Annotated in this window: 13 protein-coding genes; 6 read left to right on the top strand and 7 right to left on the bottom strand. The window is 46.7% G+C overall.

Translation table 11 applies throughout. The annotated features are described in order from the left end of the window. Window positions 1-10: 10 nt before the first annotated feature. The 6 genes from ICN36_RS08165 to fabI all read right to left on the bottom strand — a co-directional run bounded on the left by ICN36_RS08165 (window position 11) and on the right by fabI (window position 6,353). On the bottom strand, window positions 11-994 hold the full coding sequence (locus ICN36_RS08165) for a tripartite tricarboxylate transporter substrate-binding protein (protein WP_255531300.1): 984 nt from the start codon (window positions 992-994) through the stop codon (window positions 11-13). A gap of 76 nt (window positions 995-1,070) precedes the next feature. Further along, window positions 1,071-1,916: a CoA ester lyase gene (locus tag ICN36_RS08170; RefSeq protein ID WP_216227903.1), complete on the bottom strand. Its 846-nt coding sequence runs from the start codon at window positions 1,914-1,916 to the stop codon at window positions 1,071-1,073. A gap of 25 nt (window positions 1,917-1,941) precedes the next feature. Beyond that, window positions 1,942-3,318 carry an MmgE/PrpD family protein gene (locus ICN36_RS08175; RefSeq protein ID WP_216227904.1) on the bottom strand — a complete coding sequence of 459 codons (1,377 nt, stop codon included), beginning with the start codon at window positions 3,316-3,318 and terminating at the stop codon, window positions 1,942-1,944. 17 nt (window positions 3,319-3,335) lie between these two features. Then, a complete protein-coding gene (locus ICN36_RS08180; protein ID WP_216227905.1) occupies window positions 3,336-4,220 on the bottom strand; it encodes a MaoC family dehydratase N-terminal domain-containing protein in 885 nt (294 codons plus the stop codon). Window positions 4,221-4,242: 22 nt separating this feature from the next. Then, window positions 4,243-5,571, bottom strand: coding sequence for a chromate efflux transporter (gene chrA, locus ICN36_RS08185; RefSeq protein ID WP_216227906.1), 1,329 nt, complete (start codon window positions 5,569-5,571; stop codon window positions 4,243-4,245). Further along, entirely contained in the window at window positions 5,568-6,353 is a 786-nt protein-coding gene (gene fabI / locus ICN36_RS08190) for an enoyl-ACP reductase FabI (RefSeq protein ID WP_216227907.1), read from the bottom strand. Before fabI ends, chrA begins: the two co-directional genes overlap by 4 nt. Before the next feature lie 50 nt (window positions 6,354-6,403). On the opposite strand from fabI, the gene ICN36_RS08195 reads away from it, so the two are divergent. From ICN36_RS08195 to ICN36_RS08215, 5 genes are all read left to right on the top strand, one after another. Beyond that, window positions 6,404-8,272 carry an extracellular solute-binding protein gene (locus tag ICN36_RS08195; protein WP_216227908.1) on the top strand — a complete coding sequence of 623 codons (1,869 nt, stop codon included), beginning with the start codon at window positions 6,404-6,406 and terminating at the stop codon, window positions 8,270-8,272. Between the two features lie 11 nt (window positions 8,273-8,283). Beyond that, window positions 8,284-9,348, top strand: a complete 1,065-nt coding sequence (locus ICN36_RS08200) for a microcin C ABC transporter permease YejB (RefSeq protein ID WP_216228279.1) — start codon at window positions 8,284-8,286, stop codon at window positions 9,346-9,348. Beyond that, window positions 9,345-10,370, top strand: coding sequence for an ABC transporter permease (locus tag ICN36_RS08205; protein ID WP_216227909.1), 1,026 nt, complete (start codon window positions 9,345-9,347; stop codon window positions 10,368-10,370). Before ICN36_RS08200 ends, ICN36_RS08205 begins: the two co-directional genes overlap by 4 nt. Then, the gene (locus ICN36_RS08210; RefSeq protein ID WP_216227910.1) at window positions 10,367-12,028 is read left to right on the top strand and encodes an ABC transporter ATP-binding protein; all 1,662 of its coding nucleotides are present in this window, start codon (window positions 10,367-10,369) and stop codon (window positions 12,026-12,028) included. Before ICN36_RS08205 ends, ICN36_RS08210 begins: the two co-directional genes overlap by 4 nt. A gap of 137 nt (window positions 12,029-12,165) precedes the next feature. Next, complete coding sequence (locus ICN36_RS08215) at window positions 12,166-12,813, top strand: C40 family peptidase (RefSeq protein WP_216227911.1); 648 nt, start codon at window positions 12,166-12,168, stop codon at window positions 12,811-12,813. A 26-nt stretch (window positions 12,814-12,839) separates the two neighbouring features. Here ICN36_RS08215 and ICN36_RS08220 read toward each other — a convergent pair whose 3' ends face one another. After that, window positions 12,840-13,631 carry a patatin-like phospholipase family protein gene (locus ICN36_RS08220; RefSeq protein ID WP_370623486.1) on the bottom strand — a complete coding sequence of 264 codons (792 nt, stop codon included), beginning with the start codon at window positions 13,629-13,631 and terminating at the stop codon, window positions 12,840-12,842. A 319-nt stretch (window positions 13,632-13,950) separates the two neighbouring features. On the opposite strand from ICN36_RS08220, the gene scpB reads away from it, so the two are divergent. Then, on the top strand, window positions 13,951-14,700 hold the full coding sequence (gene scpB / locus ICN36_RS08225; protein WP_216227913.1) for an SMC-Scp complex subunit ScpB: 750 nt from the start codon (window positions 13,951-13,953) through the stop codon (window positions 14,698-14,700). Window position 14,701: the final 1 nt, after the last annotated feature.

Here is a 14,701-nt window from a genome sequence, read left to right on the forward strand (position 1 = left end):
TAATCAATGCTTAGTCTGCAATATTAGATTTACGAATGATTGGACCCCATTTATTGATCTCGGCTTCGAGGTGTGCTTTTAGACCCTTAGGCGTCATCTTCTCGGGAGAGACGATGTCAATATTGGCATCTTCCAAGCGTTTTTTGACATCGGGAGTGTTGAGTGCCTTTATTAGTGCGGCGTTCAACTTATCCAGAATTGGCTTTGGAACACCTTTTGGTGTGTACATGCCATGCCAGACTTTAACTTCAAATCCTTTGAGACCCTGTTCATCCAAAGTGGGTACGTTAGGTATAGCAGGCAAACGTTTTAAGGTAGTTGTGCCGAAAGCTTTGACGCGCCCATCTTTGATGTAAGGAATGGTTTGAGTAGTTTGATCGCAAAGCAAGTCAACCTGACCGCCCAATAAGTCAGTCAGAGCAGGCCCAGTTCCTTTATAAGGGATGTTCGTTAGCTTGACACCCATGCGACTCTGAAACAAAAGTCCGCAAAGTTGTGAAACCGCGCCAGGGCCTGCATTAGCCATAGTGACTTTTGAGCCATTGGCTTTGATATAGGCTTCAAGTTCTTTAAAGTTGTTAGCAGGCAAATCTTTTTTACCTAAGAGCACCATTGGAACGTCTGCCACCTGACCAATGTATTCAAAGTTTTGCAAAGGATCGTATGGGAGTTTGTCATAGAGAGCGTTAGCAGTAGCCATACCCATATGATGCAAATAGATTGTGTAGCCATCGGGTGCGGCACGCGCAACTTTAGTTGTAGCAATGGTGCCACCAGCCCCGTTGACGTTTTCAACTATGACGGTCTGTCCAAGGGCTTGGCCCATTGGGACTGCAATTAAACGCGCAACAGTGTCAGTTGGGCCGCCTGCTGCGAAAGGAATCACCATGGTGATTGACTTGGTTGGCCAATCTTTTTGAGCGAGAGCGCTAGTACTCAGAAATGCACCAGCCGTTAAAGCGGCGGCAATTCCTGAGGATATAAATTTTTTCATTTGCATTTTGGTCTCCAACTTGTTTTTATGTAGACCATTTTTGCCAGTTTTCAAAACTTTTTTGTCTTGAATTGCCCTAGTGTTTACCAGTAATTGCGAGAGTCCTCTGGGCTAATAGGACAACTGGTCGATCGATCATGCGGCCATCTAATTTCACGGCACCTCCCTTAGATGCTTTATCCGCCTCGATAACGCGTTGAGCCCAAGCCAGCTCCTCTGCTGTTGGGGTAAACGCTTTGATGACGACACCTACTTGCTTTGGGTGAATGCAGAGTTTTCCGCCGAAACCCATGCGCTTTGCGCGCTCGGCATCATCAGTAATGCGCTCAACGTCATCAGTGGAAGGTGTAACCCCATCAATAGGAGGGGCAATCTGCGCAAGCCGAGAAGCTAAAACAATTTGAAAGCGCGCGGTTTGTAGTTCTGTTTCTTGGCGGTCACAGACCATTCCCAGGTCTGCTTGCAAATCCAAGTTACCCAAAGCAAGTCGAATGACTTGATTAGAGTTTGCAATACCTTTTAATTGATCCAAGCCAATAGCAGTTTCAATCATAGGAATGATTGCGGTATTAGGTAGTATGAGGGCGGCACCATTAATCTGGTCGAGCGATTCGCTCTTGGGGATTAATAGACAGGCAATATTAAGTTCCTGAGCCAAAATTAAATCGGCTGAGTAAAACTTGCTGCCGGGTGAGTTTGTACGAATCACCAAACGTTTCTTTTGCTCTGCACTAAAGCTTGACCATGCAGCACGAATAGCATCACGTGCAGCGGCTTTATCTTCTTCTGGGACCGCATCCTCTAAATCTAAGACGACCCCACTAGCGCCACTGTCGAGGGCTTTCATAAACCGTTCCGGACGAGTGCCGGGAACAAATAAAAAGTTGGTACTAAAGCCTAATGGCGTTTCAAGTGGGTTCATAAATAGGTTTGTACTGAGTTTGCACTTAGTTCGATGGTAGAAGAGAGCCTATCTTGGCTTGTTTGCGGATATTCCACAAGAGATCAATTGCCTTACTCATCTCTGCAGGGCTAGCTCCTCCGCTAAAGGCGGCTAGGCGCATGGCTTTATCGGTAATTTCTGCACGAGAGAGAGTATTGCCTGGGTCGCCCTTAGGCTCGTCTACTCGTCCCTCTAAAACTTGCCCATTAGTTAAGTGAACTTTGACTTTGCCAATCCAGCGCTGTGGATAGGCGCCATCCACTTCAGGATCTAGTGTCATGGAAACGCGCTCTCGGAAAGTGCAGATCTCATCATCATGAAAGTGCTCTTCAAATTCTTGTAAGCCCGCAAATTGGTAGTGCGCAACCAAAGCCAGAACCGTGCCCATGGAGAACTTGGATTGATGAACGGTAGCAGGGTCTGTAACTGGACCCAAGACATCAATAGCACCCTGGTGCACCAAGGTTTCCACTTTAGCAATATCACTGGGTACAAGTTTGTTCGAAAGCATCACTTGCAGCAAAGCATCTGCAGCAGGGTGAGTATGGCGGCATGAGGCGTAATACTTAAAGCTTGTTTCCGCCAAAGCCCAACGACTTCCTAAGCGATCAACTAATTTACTTGGATCGCTATCGCTTGACATGCCAGCGGCTAAGCCTTGCTTGCCTTCTAAAATATGCTGCGCACCTGTAAAGCCAGCCTGTGCAATATAGGCAGACATTAATCCAGTGGAAGCTGCATGCGCTGTATGGAGCTGCTTAGAGTCTGCAGCATCGCGCAGAAATTCCCAAAGGCCTGCTGATTGTGTACCCGCAGAACCAAAGGCGTTGAGCATTTGTTCGGGAGAAAGCTTTAGAAGCCTTCCAACCGCAGCAGCGGCTGCTAAGTTGCCAGCAGTACCGGTTGTATGAAAGACTTTGTAATGAGAGCGACCTAAGAATTCACCTACCCGAATACCTACTTCGTAGCCCGCTACTGCGGCAACCAATACATCTTCGCCTGAGGCGCCAATAGCTTGAGCGCAAGCTAATACTGGTGGAAATACTACAGTTGCCGGATGAAAAACTGATCCATTGTGAACATCATCTTGCTCTGCAACATGTGATGCTGCAGCATTTGCCATTGCTGCCAAAAAGGGGCTCGAGGTTTTACGAGTAACCAGCACCTCTGAAGGACCGGCATGTGCGTCACCAAAGCCACCCATATTTTGTGCAAACTGAGTAATGAGCTCCACTGGGCGGGAGCCCTTACCTGCAATAGCTGAGCCAAACCAGTCGACTAATAAGTCTTCAGCGCGGTTCATTACATCTGCAGGTATATCAGCAGCCTGTAAATTGGCTGCAAAAGTAGCTAGCTCACGAGAAAGATGTTGAGTAGTCATAAATTAAAAGTGTCTCATTAAGTTAAGACAGCGGTGGCTTGCATAGTCAGCCAGCCTTCGTGATCTTGTGCCCAAATAGAAATTGTTTTTCCTGTTGGATCTTTTTCTAAATCTGGCTTAGCATTTACTTTGAAGATGTTGATGTCAAAAGTGGGGCGAATGGCGCGGAACTCAAAGCTCTTAAGCTTGCACCCAGGAATGCTTTGACGTACTAAATCAACTAGTAGAGTTGCAATCAAAGGACCATGCACAATTAAACCGGGGTAGCCTTCAACCTCGGTGACGTATTTGCGGTCGTAATGAATGCGATGGCCATTAAAAGTCACTGCTGAATAGCGAAATAGCAGTACATCATCAGGCGTGATGGTTTTGCTCCATTTGGCATCAGCGGGTGCAGGGGTAGGGGCAACTGGCTTGTCATCTGGCCCAGGTGCATCGCGATAGACAATGTCATGCTCCTCAATAATCGCAAGACCATCTTGATTGGAAATCTTGTGATTCACCAATACGAAAATTAGATCACCAGTGCGACCCGCTTTGTGGGTAACCGACTCAATCGTAGAAATACGCTCAATCTCATCACCAACAGCAAGAGGCTTTAACCATTCAATACGACTACCTGCCCACATACGACGTGGCAATGGTACCGGTGGAAGAAAACCGCCGCGCTTGGGGTGACCGTCGGGCCCGATTTCTGATTGGCGAGCATGAGGTAAGAAATACAACCAGTGCCACAGTTCAGGTAAAAAAGTGCCTTTACTCGGCGTAGCATCATCACGATCTAATGTTGCCGATAGTGCGCGTACGGGGGCTGCTGTGACGGTGTCTTGATGGGACTCGGTTTTACCAAGCCATTCTTGCAGGTGGGTAATGGTTTGAGGTTCGATTCGCATGAGTTCCATTATGCCAATCTTGTAGAAAACCTCACCCCATCAAAACAGAGATGTAATAGAGCAGTAATCCAGCTAATGCGGAGCCACCCAATACCGACATAACACCCTTTTGAAACTTAAATAAGGCCAGCCCAGCTAAGGCGCAAATGATGATCGATACCCAGGAAATCGAGCCACCAAAGCCCCTTGGTAAAAACACGTGGTATGCAAAAAATAGACCGAGATTAGCAATAACGCCAACGACTGCAGCAGTAATGGCTGTTAGAGGGGCGGTAAATCCGATCTTGCCATGCGTTGATTCAATTAGTGGACCACCTACCAAGATAAAAAAGAAGGAGGGTAAAAAAGTAAACCAGGTAGCAACACAAGCGCCGATAACGCCAAACCAAAATGGATTGCTATTGCCAATCAAAGATTGAATGTGTCCTGCAAGGTAGCCCACAAAAGCCACCACCATGATGAGTGGGCCTGGTGTCGTCTCCCCTAGAGCTAAGCCATCAATCATTTGGTTAGCGCTGAGCCAATGAAAGTGCTCGACTGCCCCTTGGTACACATATGGAAGCACAGCATAGGCGCCACCAAATGTCAGAAAGGCAGCCTTCGTAAAGAACCACGCGATATCGACGTACAAAGTCTTCCAGCCAAAGATTGCTACTAAAGCACCCATTGGAAGCAACCAGCATGCCAGCGCAACCAAGCCATGGCGAGCTGTCTTTGAGTATGTAAATTTCGCATGCTCAGGTGTGGGGGTGTGATCATCAATAATGGCAGCGCCGTACTCTTTTATTTCTTTAGCGCTATGCCCAATACCTTGCTGAAAATATTCTGGATAGCGTTTGCCTCCCCAGTAGCCAATGGCAGCAGCAATCAAAACGATGATAGGAAAGGCTAGATTAAGAATGAAGATAGCCAGAAAAGATCCAAGCGCAATCCACTGGAGCGCTTGGTTATGAATTGTGCGCTTACCAATGCGAACTGCAGCATGCAGCACGATTGCAGTCACTGCAGGTTTGATGCCAAAAAAGATAGCAGCAATCCAAGGAACCTGTCCAAAGGTAAGGTAAATCCAAGATAGGCCAATCAAGATAAACAAAGAAGGTAGTACAAAGAGGGTTCCTGCCAGAATGCCACCCCAACTACGGTGCATCAGCCAGCCAATATAAGTAACCAGCTGTTGGGCCTCTGGCCCCGGTAGCAGCATGCAGTAGTTGAGCGCATGTAAAAAGCGCCGCTCAGAAATCCAGCGACGCTTCTCAACCAACTCTTGATGCAGAACAGCGATCTGTCCTGCAGGCCCACCAAAACTAATGAAACCTAGCTTAGCCCAAAACTTCAGGGCATCGCGTAGTGGAATACTCAAACTTCATCCATTCCGCCAACAACTTGGCTAAAGCCGTTATCAACGTAAATGATTTCAGCGGTAATGCCATTGGCCAAGTCAGACATTAAGAATGCAGCAGTGTTACCCACATCATCAATGGTTACATTGCGACGAAGAGGAGCAGTTTTTTCAACCGCTTCCAAAATTTTGCTAAAGCCTTTAATACCAGATGCAGCCAAGGTTTTAATTGGGCCAGCAGAGATACCGTTAGCACGAATACCTTTAGGGCCTACGGAGCCAGCGAGGTAGCGCACGGAAGCTTCAAGCGATGCTTTTGCAAGGCCCATGGTGTTGTAGTTAGGAACATTCTTCATGGAGCCCAAATAAGTCAAGGTGAGCAACGAAGATTTATCGCGCAACATTGGTAGCGCTTCTTTAGCCATAGCAGGGAAGCTGTATGCCGAGATGTCATGCGCAATCTTGAAGCCTTCGCGAGAGAGGCCATCCAAGAAATCACCCGCAATTGCCTCGCGTGGAGCAAAGCCAATTGCATGCACAAAGCCATCAAACTGAGGCCAGGATTTGGCTAAATCCTTAAAAAGGGCGCTGATTTGCTCATCACTGCCGACATCGCAGTCAAAAATGAGTTCGGTATTGAATTCTTTTGCAAAATCAACAATACGGTCTTTAAAGCGCTCACCCACATACGTAAAGGCAAGTTCAGCGCCTTCACGATGACAGGCCTTGGCAATGCCATAGGCGATGGAGCGGTTGGAGAGGAGGCCGGTAATGAGGATTTTTTTGCCGGTGAGAAAGCCCATGATGTGTCCTTTACTTCAAATATGATTAGCTATCTACAATTGTTGCATATATGCCTACCCTCAAGCTCATTCGACAAATTGCCTATTTCTTGCTGCTAGCCCTGCTAGCTGGGCTTGGACCCAATACAGCTATGGCGGGGCAGGGAATTGCTCAGTACGGTAAGCCCAAGTATCCCGAGGGTTTTGCCCATTTTGACTACGTCAATCCCAGCGCCCCCCGTGGTGGAACCCTGGTCTTGCCAAATCCAGGACAAAGAACCAGTTTTGATAAGTTCAATCCGTATACCTTGCGGGGCGTGACTGCACCTGGGATAGATTTGATGTTTGAATCTTTGGCCGAAGGAAGTGCAGATGAGGTTTCTAGTATTTACGGTTTATTGGCGGATGACATTGAAGTTGCTAAAGACCGTAAGTCAGTCACATTTCATATTCGCTCGGAAGCAAAGTTTTCAGATGGCAGTCCAGTCTTGGCTGCAGACGTAAAGCATAGTTTTGATACCTTGATGAGCGGTCTTGCACATCCTCGTTACAAAACGACTTTTGCAGATGTGAAACAAGCCGTTGTTATCTCTGATCGAGTAGTACGGTTCGACTTTATAAATAACAATACTGAATTACCGATCATGGTCGGCACCTTACCCATTTTTTCTCGTAACTGGGGAAAGCGTCCTGACGGTACGATGGTTGCTTTTGACAAGCTCGCCTTTGAGGCGCCGATTGGAAGTGGCCCTTACTTAATCGAGTCTTTTAAGGCTGGCAAATCGATTACCTATAAGAAAAATCCGCAGTACTGGGTTGATCAACTTAGCAAGCCCCTGAATGTGAGGGTGGGCTTTTATAATTTTGATCGCGTCTTATACAAACTGTATAGCGATGATGCTGTGAGGCTGGAGGCCTTTAAAGCCGGGGAGTTTGATGCTTTAGTTGAGTATCGAGCTAAGATTTGGGCTAAAGGTTACGTGGGCTCTAAATTTGATAACGGTACACTTTTAAAGAAGGCCTTTGTTAATCACAATGGCGCTGGCATGCAGGGCTTTGCCATGAATGTGCGCAAACCTACATTGCAAGACCCACGCGTTCGCCAAGCATTGGGATTGGCGCTGGATTTTGAATGGCTCAATCGCCAAATATTTTTTGATCAGTATGGCCGCATTAATAGCTTCTTTACAAATAGCGATCTAAGCGCGAACTACGATGGTCCACGCAAACCTACTGAAGCAGAATTGAAATTGCTTAGACCATTGAAGGCTAAATATCCACAGTGGGTACCGGATGCCGTTTTTGGTCCAATGCCTGCACCACCTTCAACGAACTCGCCGGGCAGTCTTCGTCAAAATCTCCGTCAGGCTCGTGAATTGCTAATGCATGCAGGTTGGCAGTATCGTGATGGCGCCCTTCGGAATGAAAAGGGCGAGCCGTTTCGAATTGAAATGGTGGAGAACGGTGGATTTTTCTTGAGAGTTCTTTCTGCTTATGGTCGAAATTTGGAAAAGTTAGGCATCCAACTCGATATTCGTACCAGTGACTTTGCTTTGTATCAAAAGCGTATGGACGAGTATGACTTTGACATGACAACTACTCGTTTTCCGGATTCACAAAATCCAGGAAATGAATTGTGGGACCGATTTGGCAGTCAAGCAGCCAAAACAAAGGGCTCGGACAACATCATTGGCATACAGTCGCCAGTCGTAGATGCTTTAATAGAAGAGATTACGAAAGCACAGAATCGCGAAGAGTTACGTGCAGCATGTAGAGCGCTAGATCGGATTCTTTGGAATAGTTATTACGTCGTTCCCCAGTGGTACAACCCAACGCATCGTATTGCCTTCCGCACTGAAATGCGCTACCCAGAACCTCCGCTGTATTACCAGGCTGAACCTTGGATCATGCAAAACTGGTGGAAAGAAGAGGCTAAATAATGCAAGGAAATATGCGCGCCTATATCTTTAAGCGTTTGCTGTTGATGATTCCTACTTTGTTAGGTGTGCTCACTTTAACTTTTGCGGTAGTGCAATTTGTTCCGGGTGGCCCAGTTGAGCAAATGATATTAGAGCTCAAAGGCAAGGGCGATGCAGCGGTTGGAGGATCGGAATCTTCTGGTTCAGGGGCAACTTATCGTGGGCGTCAAGGTATCGATGCACAGCGCCTGGAAGAGGTAAAGGCCTTATACGGATTTGATAAGCCACCACTCGAGCGTTATTTCATGATGTTGGGTCGCTTCGCAAGATTTGACTTGGGACAAAGCTATTACCAGCACGAAAGCGTTTGGAGTTTAGTGGTCTCTAAATTACCAGTCTCTATCAGCATCGGACTCTGGACCTTCTTTATTACCTATTTAGTTTCGATTCCCTTGGGTATCGCCAAAGCAGTACGCGATGGTTCACGTTTTGATGCCATTACCAGCAGCATGATTCTGGTTGGTTATGCCATTCCGGGATTTGTATTGGGGGTCTTATTGCTCGTTCTCTTTGGCGGCGGCAGTTTCTTGCAGTTATTTCCGCTGCGAGGGCTTACTTCGGACAACTGGAGTGATCTGAGTTTGATTGGCAAAGTCATGGATTATTTGTGGCATTTGGTGCTACCGATTACCGCATCTGTTCTGGGTAGCTTTGCCGTTGTCACCATGTTGACTAAGAATTCTTTCCTAGAAGAGATTCGCAAGCAGTATGTATTGACTGCGCGCGCAAAAGGACTCACTGAAAAACAAGTGCTCTGGAAACACGTATTCCGAAATGCGCTCTTGCCGCTAGTAACAGGTTTCCCAGCAGCATTTATTGGGGCATTTTTTACAGGTTCATTGTTGATCGAGACGCTATTCTCATTGGACGGACTTGGTTTGCTCTCATACGAATCTGTAATGAGGCGTGACTATCCTGTAGTGTTCGGTACCTTATATTTATTTACTCTTATTGGCTTATTCACCAAGCTCATTTCTGATCTTTGCTATGTATATGTAGACCCACGCATTCAGTTTGGCGCGGGAGGGGGCTCATGAGTCGTTGGCTGCGCTTTAAAAATAGTCGCATGGGTTATGCGAGCCTTTGGATCTTCATGGTGCTATTTGGCCTATCGATGTGTGCCGAGCTGATCGCGAATGACAAGCCCTTAGTAGTTCGCTATGAGGGCCATTTCTATTTTCCAATTGTGAAGAGTCAGCCTGAAACTGTTTTTGGCGGAGATTTTGCAACACCAACAGACTTTTTGGATCCGGATATTCACCGAAACATTACCAGCAACGGTAATTGGGCGATCTATCCGCCGATTCACTATAGCTATGAGACGCTGAACTACTTTTCTCAGGTGCCCAATCCTGCACCACCTTCTTGGGAGAACTGGTTAGGTACTGATGATCGTGGGCGCGATGTATTGGCTCGACTGATCTATGGCTTTCGCTTATCTATTCTTTTTGGCCTTGCCCTAACTATCGTTGGCGTGAGTGTGGGCATTATTACTGGGTCTTTAATGGGATTCTTTGGCGGTAAGTTTGACCTGATCTCCCAACGCTTGATTGAAATCTGGTCGGCAATGCCCGAGTTGTACTTACTCATTATTTTTGCTTCGATCTTTAATCCTAGCGTCTCTTTATTAATTATCTTATTGGCAGCATTTGGTTGGATGGGGTTATCGGATTACGTGCGCGCAGAATTTTTCCGTAATCGTGCTTTGGAATATGTGCGCGCAGCCCGAGCGCTTGGTTTGACAAACATGCAGATTATGTGGCGTCACATTCTGCCCAATAGTTTGACACCAGTAATTACCTTTTTGCCGTTTCGCATGAGTGCCGCCATATTGTCTTTGACCAGCTTGGACTTTTTAGGATTGGGAGTTCCTCCAGGAACCCCAAGCTTGGGCGAGCTGCTCTCTCAGGGTAAGAGCAATCTCGATGCTTGGTGGATTTCCTTATCCACCTTTGTAGTCTTGGTTGTAACTCTGCTGCTGTTGACCTTTATGGGGGAAGCATTACGTAATGCATTTGACTCGCGCAAAGCTGGCTTGATGAGTGGAGGGCGCTCATGAGCGAAGCTTCAAATCAAAAACAGCCCTTGTTACGCTATGAAGATTTATGCATTTCATTTGGATCGGGTCGGCGAGAAAAGTTCGCAGTCAACCATTTGGATTTGGATATCGGCATCGGTGAGCGTGTTGCTTTGGTCGGCGAGTCAGGTTCTGGTAAGACGCTAACTGCTTTGGCACCCTTACGACTCGAGCCTGAGGGCGCCAAAGTTTCCGGAAAGATTCTGTGGAATAAAAAAGATGGGAAGGGCGCTGTAGATTTGCTCTCCATGCCTTTGCAAGATATTCGGGAAATTCGTGGTCGTGAAATTGCGATGGTGTTTCAGGAGCCAATGACAGCTCTTAACCCATTGTTTACTGTTGGCAATCAAATTATTGAGGCGGTACAAATCTATCAACCCTTGATTTCTAAGGCGGACTCGATTGATGCTGCGATTGACTTGCTTAGAAAGACCGGAATTCCTGAGCCTGAGCGCCGCTTTCATTCTTATCCACATCAGCTATCTGGCGGTCAAAGGCAGCGCGCCATGATTGCGATGGCCTTGGCATGTAAACCACGGCTATTGATTGCGGATGAACCGACTACCGCCTTAGATGTGAGTTTGCGTTTGCAAATTTTGGATTTACTCAAAGAGCTCCAAGAAGAATCCAAGGATCATGGAGGAATGGGAATACTCCTGATTACGCATGACCTTAATATGGTGAAACATTTTGCACAGCGTGTTGCAGTATTGAATCAAGGCAATCTGATGGAATCTGGCCCCACTAAGCAAGTATTTGAGCATCCAGAAGATCCCTATACCCGCGCTTTGGTCAATAGTGAGCCAGTGCGTGACTTAGCTCCACTCATGCCTCTTGCCCCAGTGCTCTTAAAAACAGAAGAGCTATCGGTTGCTTATCCAAGCTCAAGGTCCGTCTCTTGGTTTAAAAAAGCGCCATCACATAAAGTTCTAAAAAAAGTGGGCTTTGGATTGAAGCAAGGGCAGACCATTGGTGTTATTGGGGAGTCCGGCTCTGGTAAGACAACACTGGGTATGGCGGTACTTGGTTTATTGGGCGACTCTGCAGCTGAAGTGACTGGTAGTGTGGATGTGCTGGGTAATGAATGGCAAAAACTGAAACCCATTGAACGACGCGCGATGCGTTCTAGCTTGCAAGTTATTTTTCAAGATCCCTTTGGTTCGCTGTCACCCCGTATGAATGTCTTGCAGATTGTTTCTGAAGGTTTGGATGTGCACTTTCCTGGGCTGTCTGCTGCAGAGCGCGAGACTCGCGTAGTAGACATGCTCAAAGAAGTTGGCCTCGATCGCTCAGCTTTACTGCGTTATCCCCATGAGTTTTCTGGCGGACAACGACAACGTATCGCAATTGCCCGCGCTCTTATCTTGCGTCCACAAATTTTGGTTTTAGATGAGCCGACCTCTGCATTGGATGTATCCATTCAAAAGCAGGTGCTTGCTTTACTGACCGAGCTGCAGAAAAAGTACAACTTAGCGTATCTGATGATCAGTCATGATTTGGCAGTGATTCGGGCCATGTCTCATGAGGTAATGGTTCTCAAAGAAGGTAAGGTTGTGGAATTTGGCGACACCGAAACCCTTATTAAGCATCCCCGTCAGGTCTATACCAAAGAGCTTTTTGCTGCTGCTGAGCTGACCTAGAGAAGAGCAAAAACCCATCTCAGATGGGCTAAATTGGTGCATTTGCCCCTATTTAAAGCAAAATTATGTTTATAAACATAGACTTATACATATAGTGAAGGCTTGGTTAATTAGGGGTTCTTTGTTAAACTGAACAGATGTCATTGAAAAAAGCATTGCTTTTAAAACTACTAGGCCTGACTTTAGGAGTCATCGTCTCTGTATCTGCTTATGCGGCCGATCCGGTCGTTGAGGCATCTGCTGAAGCCGTAGTTCCTAAAGAGAGCATGTTCCAGGCTGGGCGTTCTTACATTGCTCGCGTATCAGATCGTTTGGCAGACACCGTTACCGGCAAATCTGAAGAGTTAATTAACCGCGCTATGGAAGTCATTGGCGTGCGTTATCGCTGGGATACAGAATTACCGCAATCCGGATTAGATGGCAGTAGTTTTGTTGGCTATGTATTTAAAGATAAGCTTGGATTTTTATTGCCACGTAAATCCACTCAAATGAGTCGTGTTGGCAAACCAATTACCCGTGAAGAATTACAACCAGGTGATCTCGTATTCTTCAACACGATGCGTCTGACTTTTTCTCATGTTGGAATCTATGTAGGTGATAACAAGTTCATTCATTCTCCCTCTAAAGGTACGAATGTTCGAGTGGATGATCTCGGTAGTCTTTATTGGGATAAACGTTTTGATGGCGCACGTCGCTTAGATGGCAGTGATAACCTGAACGACTCGGAGCGTCAAGAGCTCCTCAATGAAGTAAACAATCTCAAACGTAAGTCACGCAGCCTTTAAATAAAGGCTCTTTAGCCTTATGGCTGCTAGCCCTTCAGCTTTTCTTTAATCAGCCCCATTTGCTCTTGTGCAGCGAGTTCGCCAGCAAGAATGGCGGCATTCCTGGATTTGAAATCACCACTACCCATTTGCTTTAATTGCGGCTGAATCACTATGTCCGCGCTTTTGAGTTCGTATTGGTTGATGCTTCGCTGCATGATTGAAATGGTCTGCTGCAGAACGCCCAGGGTTCCACTGGCATCTTGATGAACGGGTTCAGATGAGATGTTGACTGCAATCACTAAAGTTGCACCCATTTGTCTTGCATAACTAACGGGAACTGGCGCTACTAAGCCGCCATCCAAATATTCTTTGCCGCTAATCACTGCCGGCTGAAATACACCTGGCACGCTGCAGGATGCACGAACGGCTAAGCCGGTGTTTCCTGTTCTAAATAAAACCCCTTTGCCTGACTGCAATTCAGTAGCGACAATTCCCAAAGGGATGCGCATTTGTTCAATAGTTTTATTTTGTACTTCTCGGTTAACCATGTTTTGCAGTGCATCACCCTTAATCAGCCCACCAAATCGTCCGGCAAAAGGGAGTCCCCAGTCCGCAATTGTGGCCTCATCCAGATTTAGGGCTAGGCGGTTTAGGTCATTACCTGTTGCGCCTGAGGCCAGTAAGGTAGCAATAACGCTACCAGCACTACTGCCAACAACGATATCGGGCCTAATGCCCTGGGCTTCCAGAGCCTTAATGACACCTATATGGGCAAAACCTCTGGCTGCGCCTGCACCTAAAACCAATCCAACCACTGGTTTCTTGCTACTAATCATGCTGCAAGAGCTCAGGCCGGCACCCCCAAGAAGGGCGCTCATGCTAATTCCGAGGCCCAGGAGTCTACGGCGCCCTATAGATTCTGGAGCGCTAGACGGGGCTAAGGGGGATGTTGTGGAATTCTTGTGCATGTAGCTATTGTATTAAGCCTACCTTATAATGGTTGAAAGGTGAACGAAAAGGACTTCGTTTCAGCGCGGTCATATCCCAATAAGAACTGATGAGATGGATTGTCCGTAGTCGCTAGAGAACACCAAAACCCATTACTGAATACATTTTTAAAGCCTAATCAGGATTACTCCTGGTAGCCCGAATTTTATGGACGATCACAATAAGCGCGTAATTGAAACAGCCCTCCTGTGCGCACAGGAACCACTCACTGTTGCTGATTTGTCTCGCTTATTTGTAGAAGACATCACTACTGCTGATATCGAGGAAGCATTAATCGAAATTCAGCGCACTTGGGATGACAAGGGTATGGAGTTGGTGCATATCGCTACCGGCTGGCGTTTTCAGAGTCGCCTTTCGATGCGTGAATATCTTGATCGCCTGACTCCAGAAAAGCCACCAAAGTATTCACGTGCTGTGATGGAGACATTAGCCATCATTGCCTATCGTCAACCAGTCACTCGTGGTGAGATCGAGGAAATTCGCGGTGTTGCAGTGAGTAGTAACGTGATGAAGCAGTTAGAAGACCGTGGCTGGGTAGAGGTGATTGGCCACAAGGAAACAATTGGTCGCCCAGGTTTATATGCAACCACAAAGCAGTTCTTAGATGATTTAAGTCTGACAAATTTACAAAGCCTACCAATTTTGGAAGATGCTGCACCAATGGCTGCTGCAGCGCAATTAGGCCAAGCAGTGATGGAGTTTGATCCATCTGCCACAGTCGAGACAGTCATCATCGAGGCTGATGCAAAAGAAGTAAGTGAGACCGATGCTGAAGTAGTAGAAATAGTTATTGAAGAAATTGAAGAAACTGAAGAAACGACTATTGAAATTACTGAAGATGGAACAATTGAAGAGGTTACCCCTGAGTCTGAAAATAATCCAGACGAAACAAAATAAT

Origin of the sequence: Polynucleobacter sp. UK-Gri1-W3 (genome assembly GCF_018881595.1) — a bacterium.
Taxonomy (GTDB): Bacteria; Pseudomonadota; Gammaproteobacteria; order Burkholderiales; family Burkholderiaceae; genus Polynucleobacter.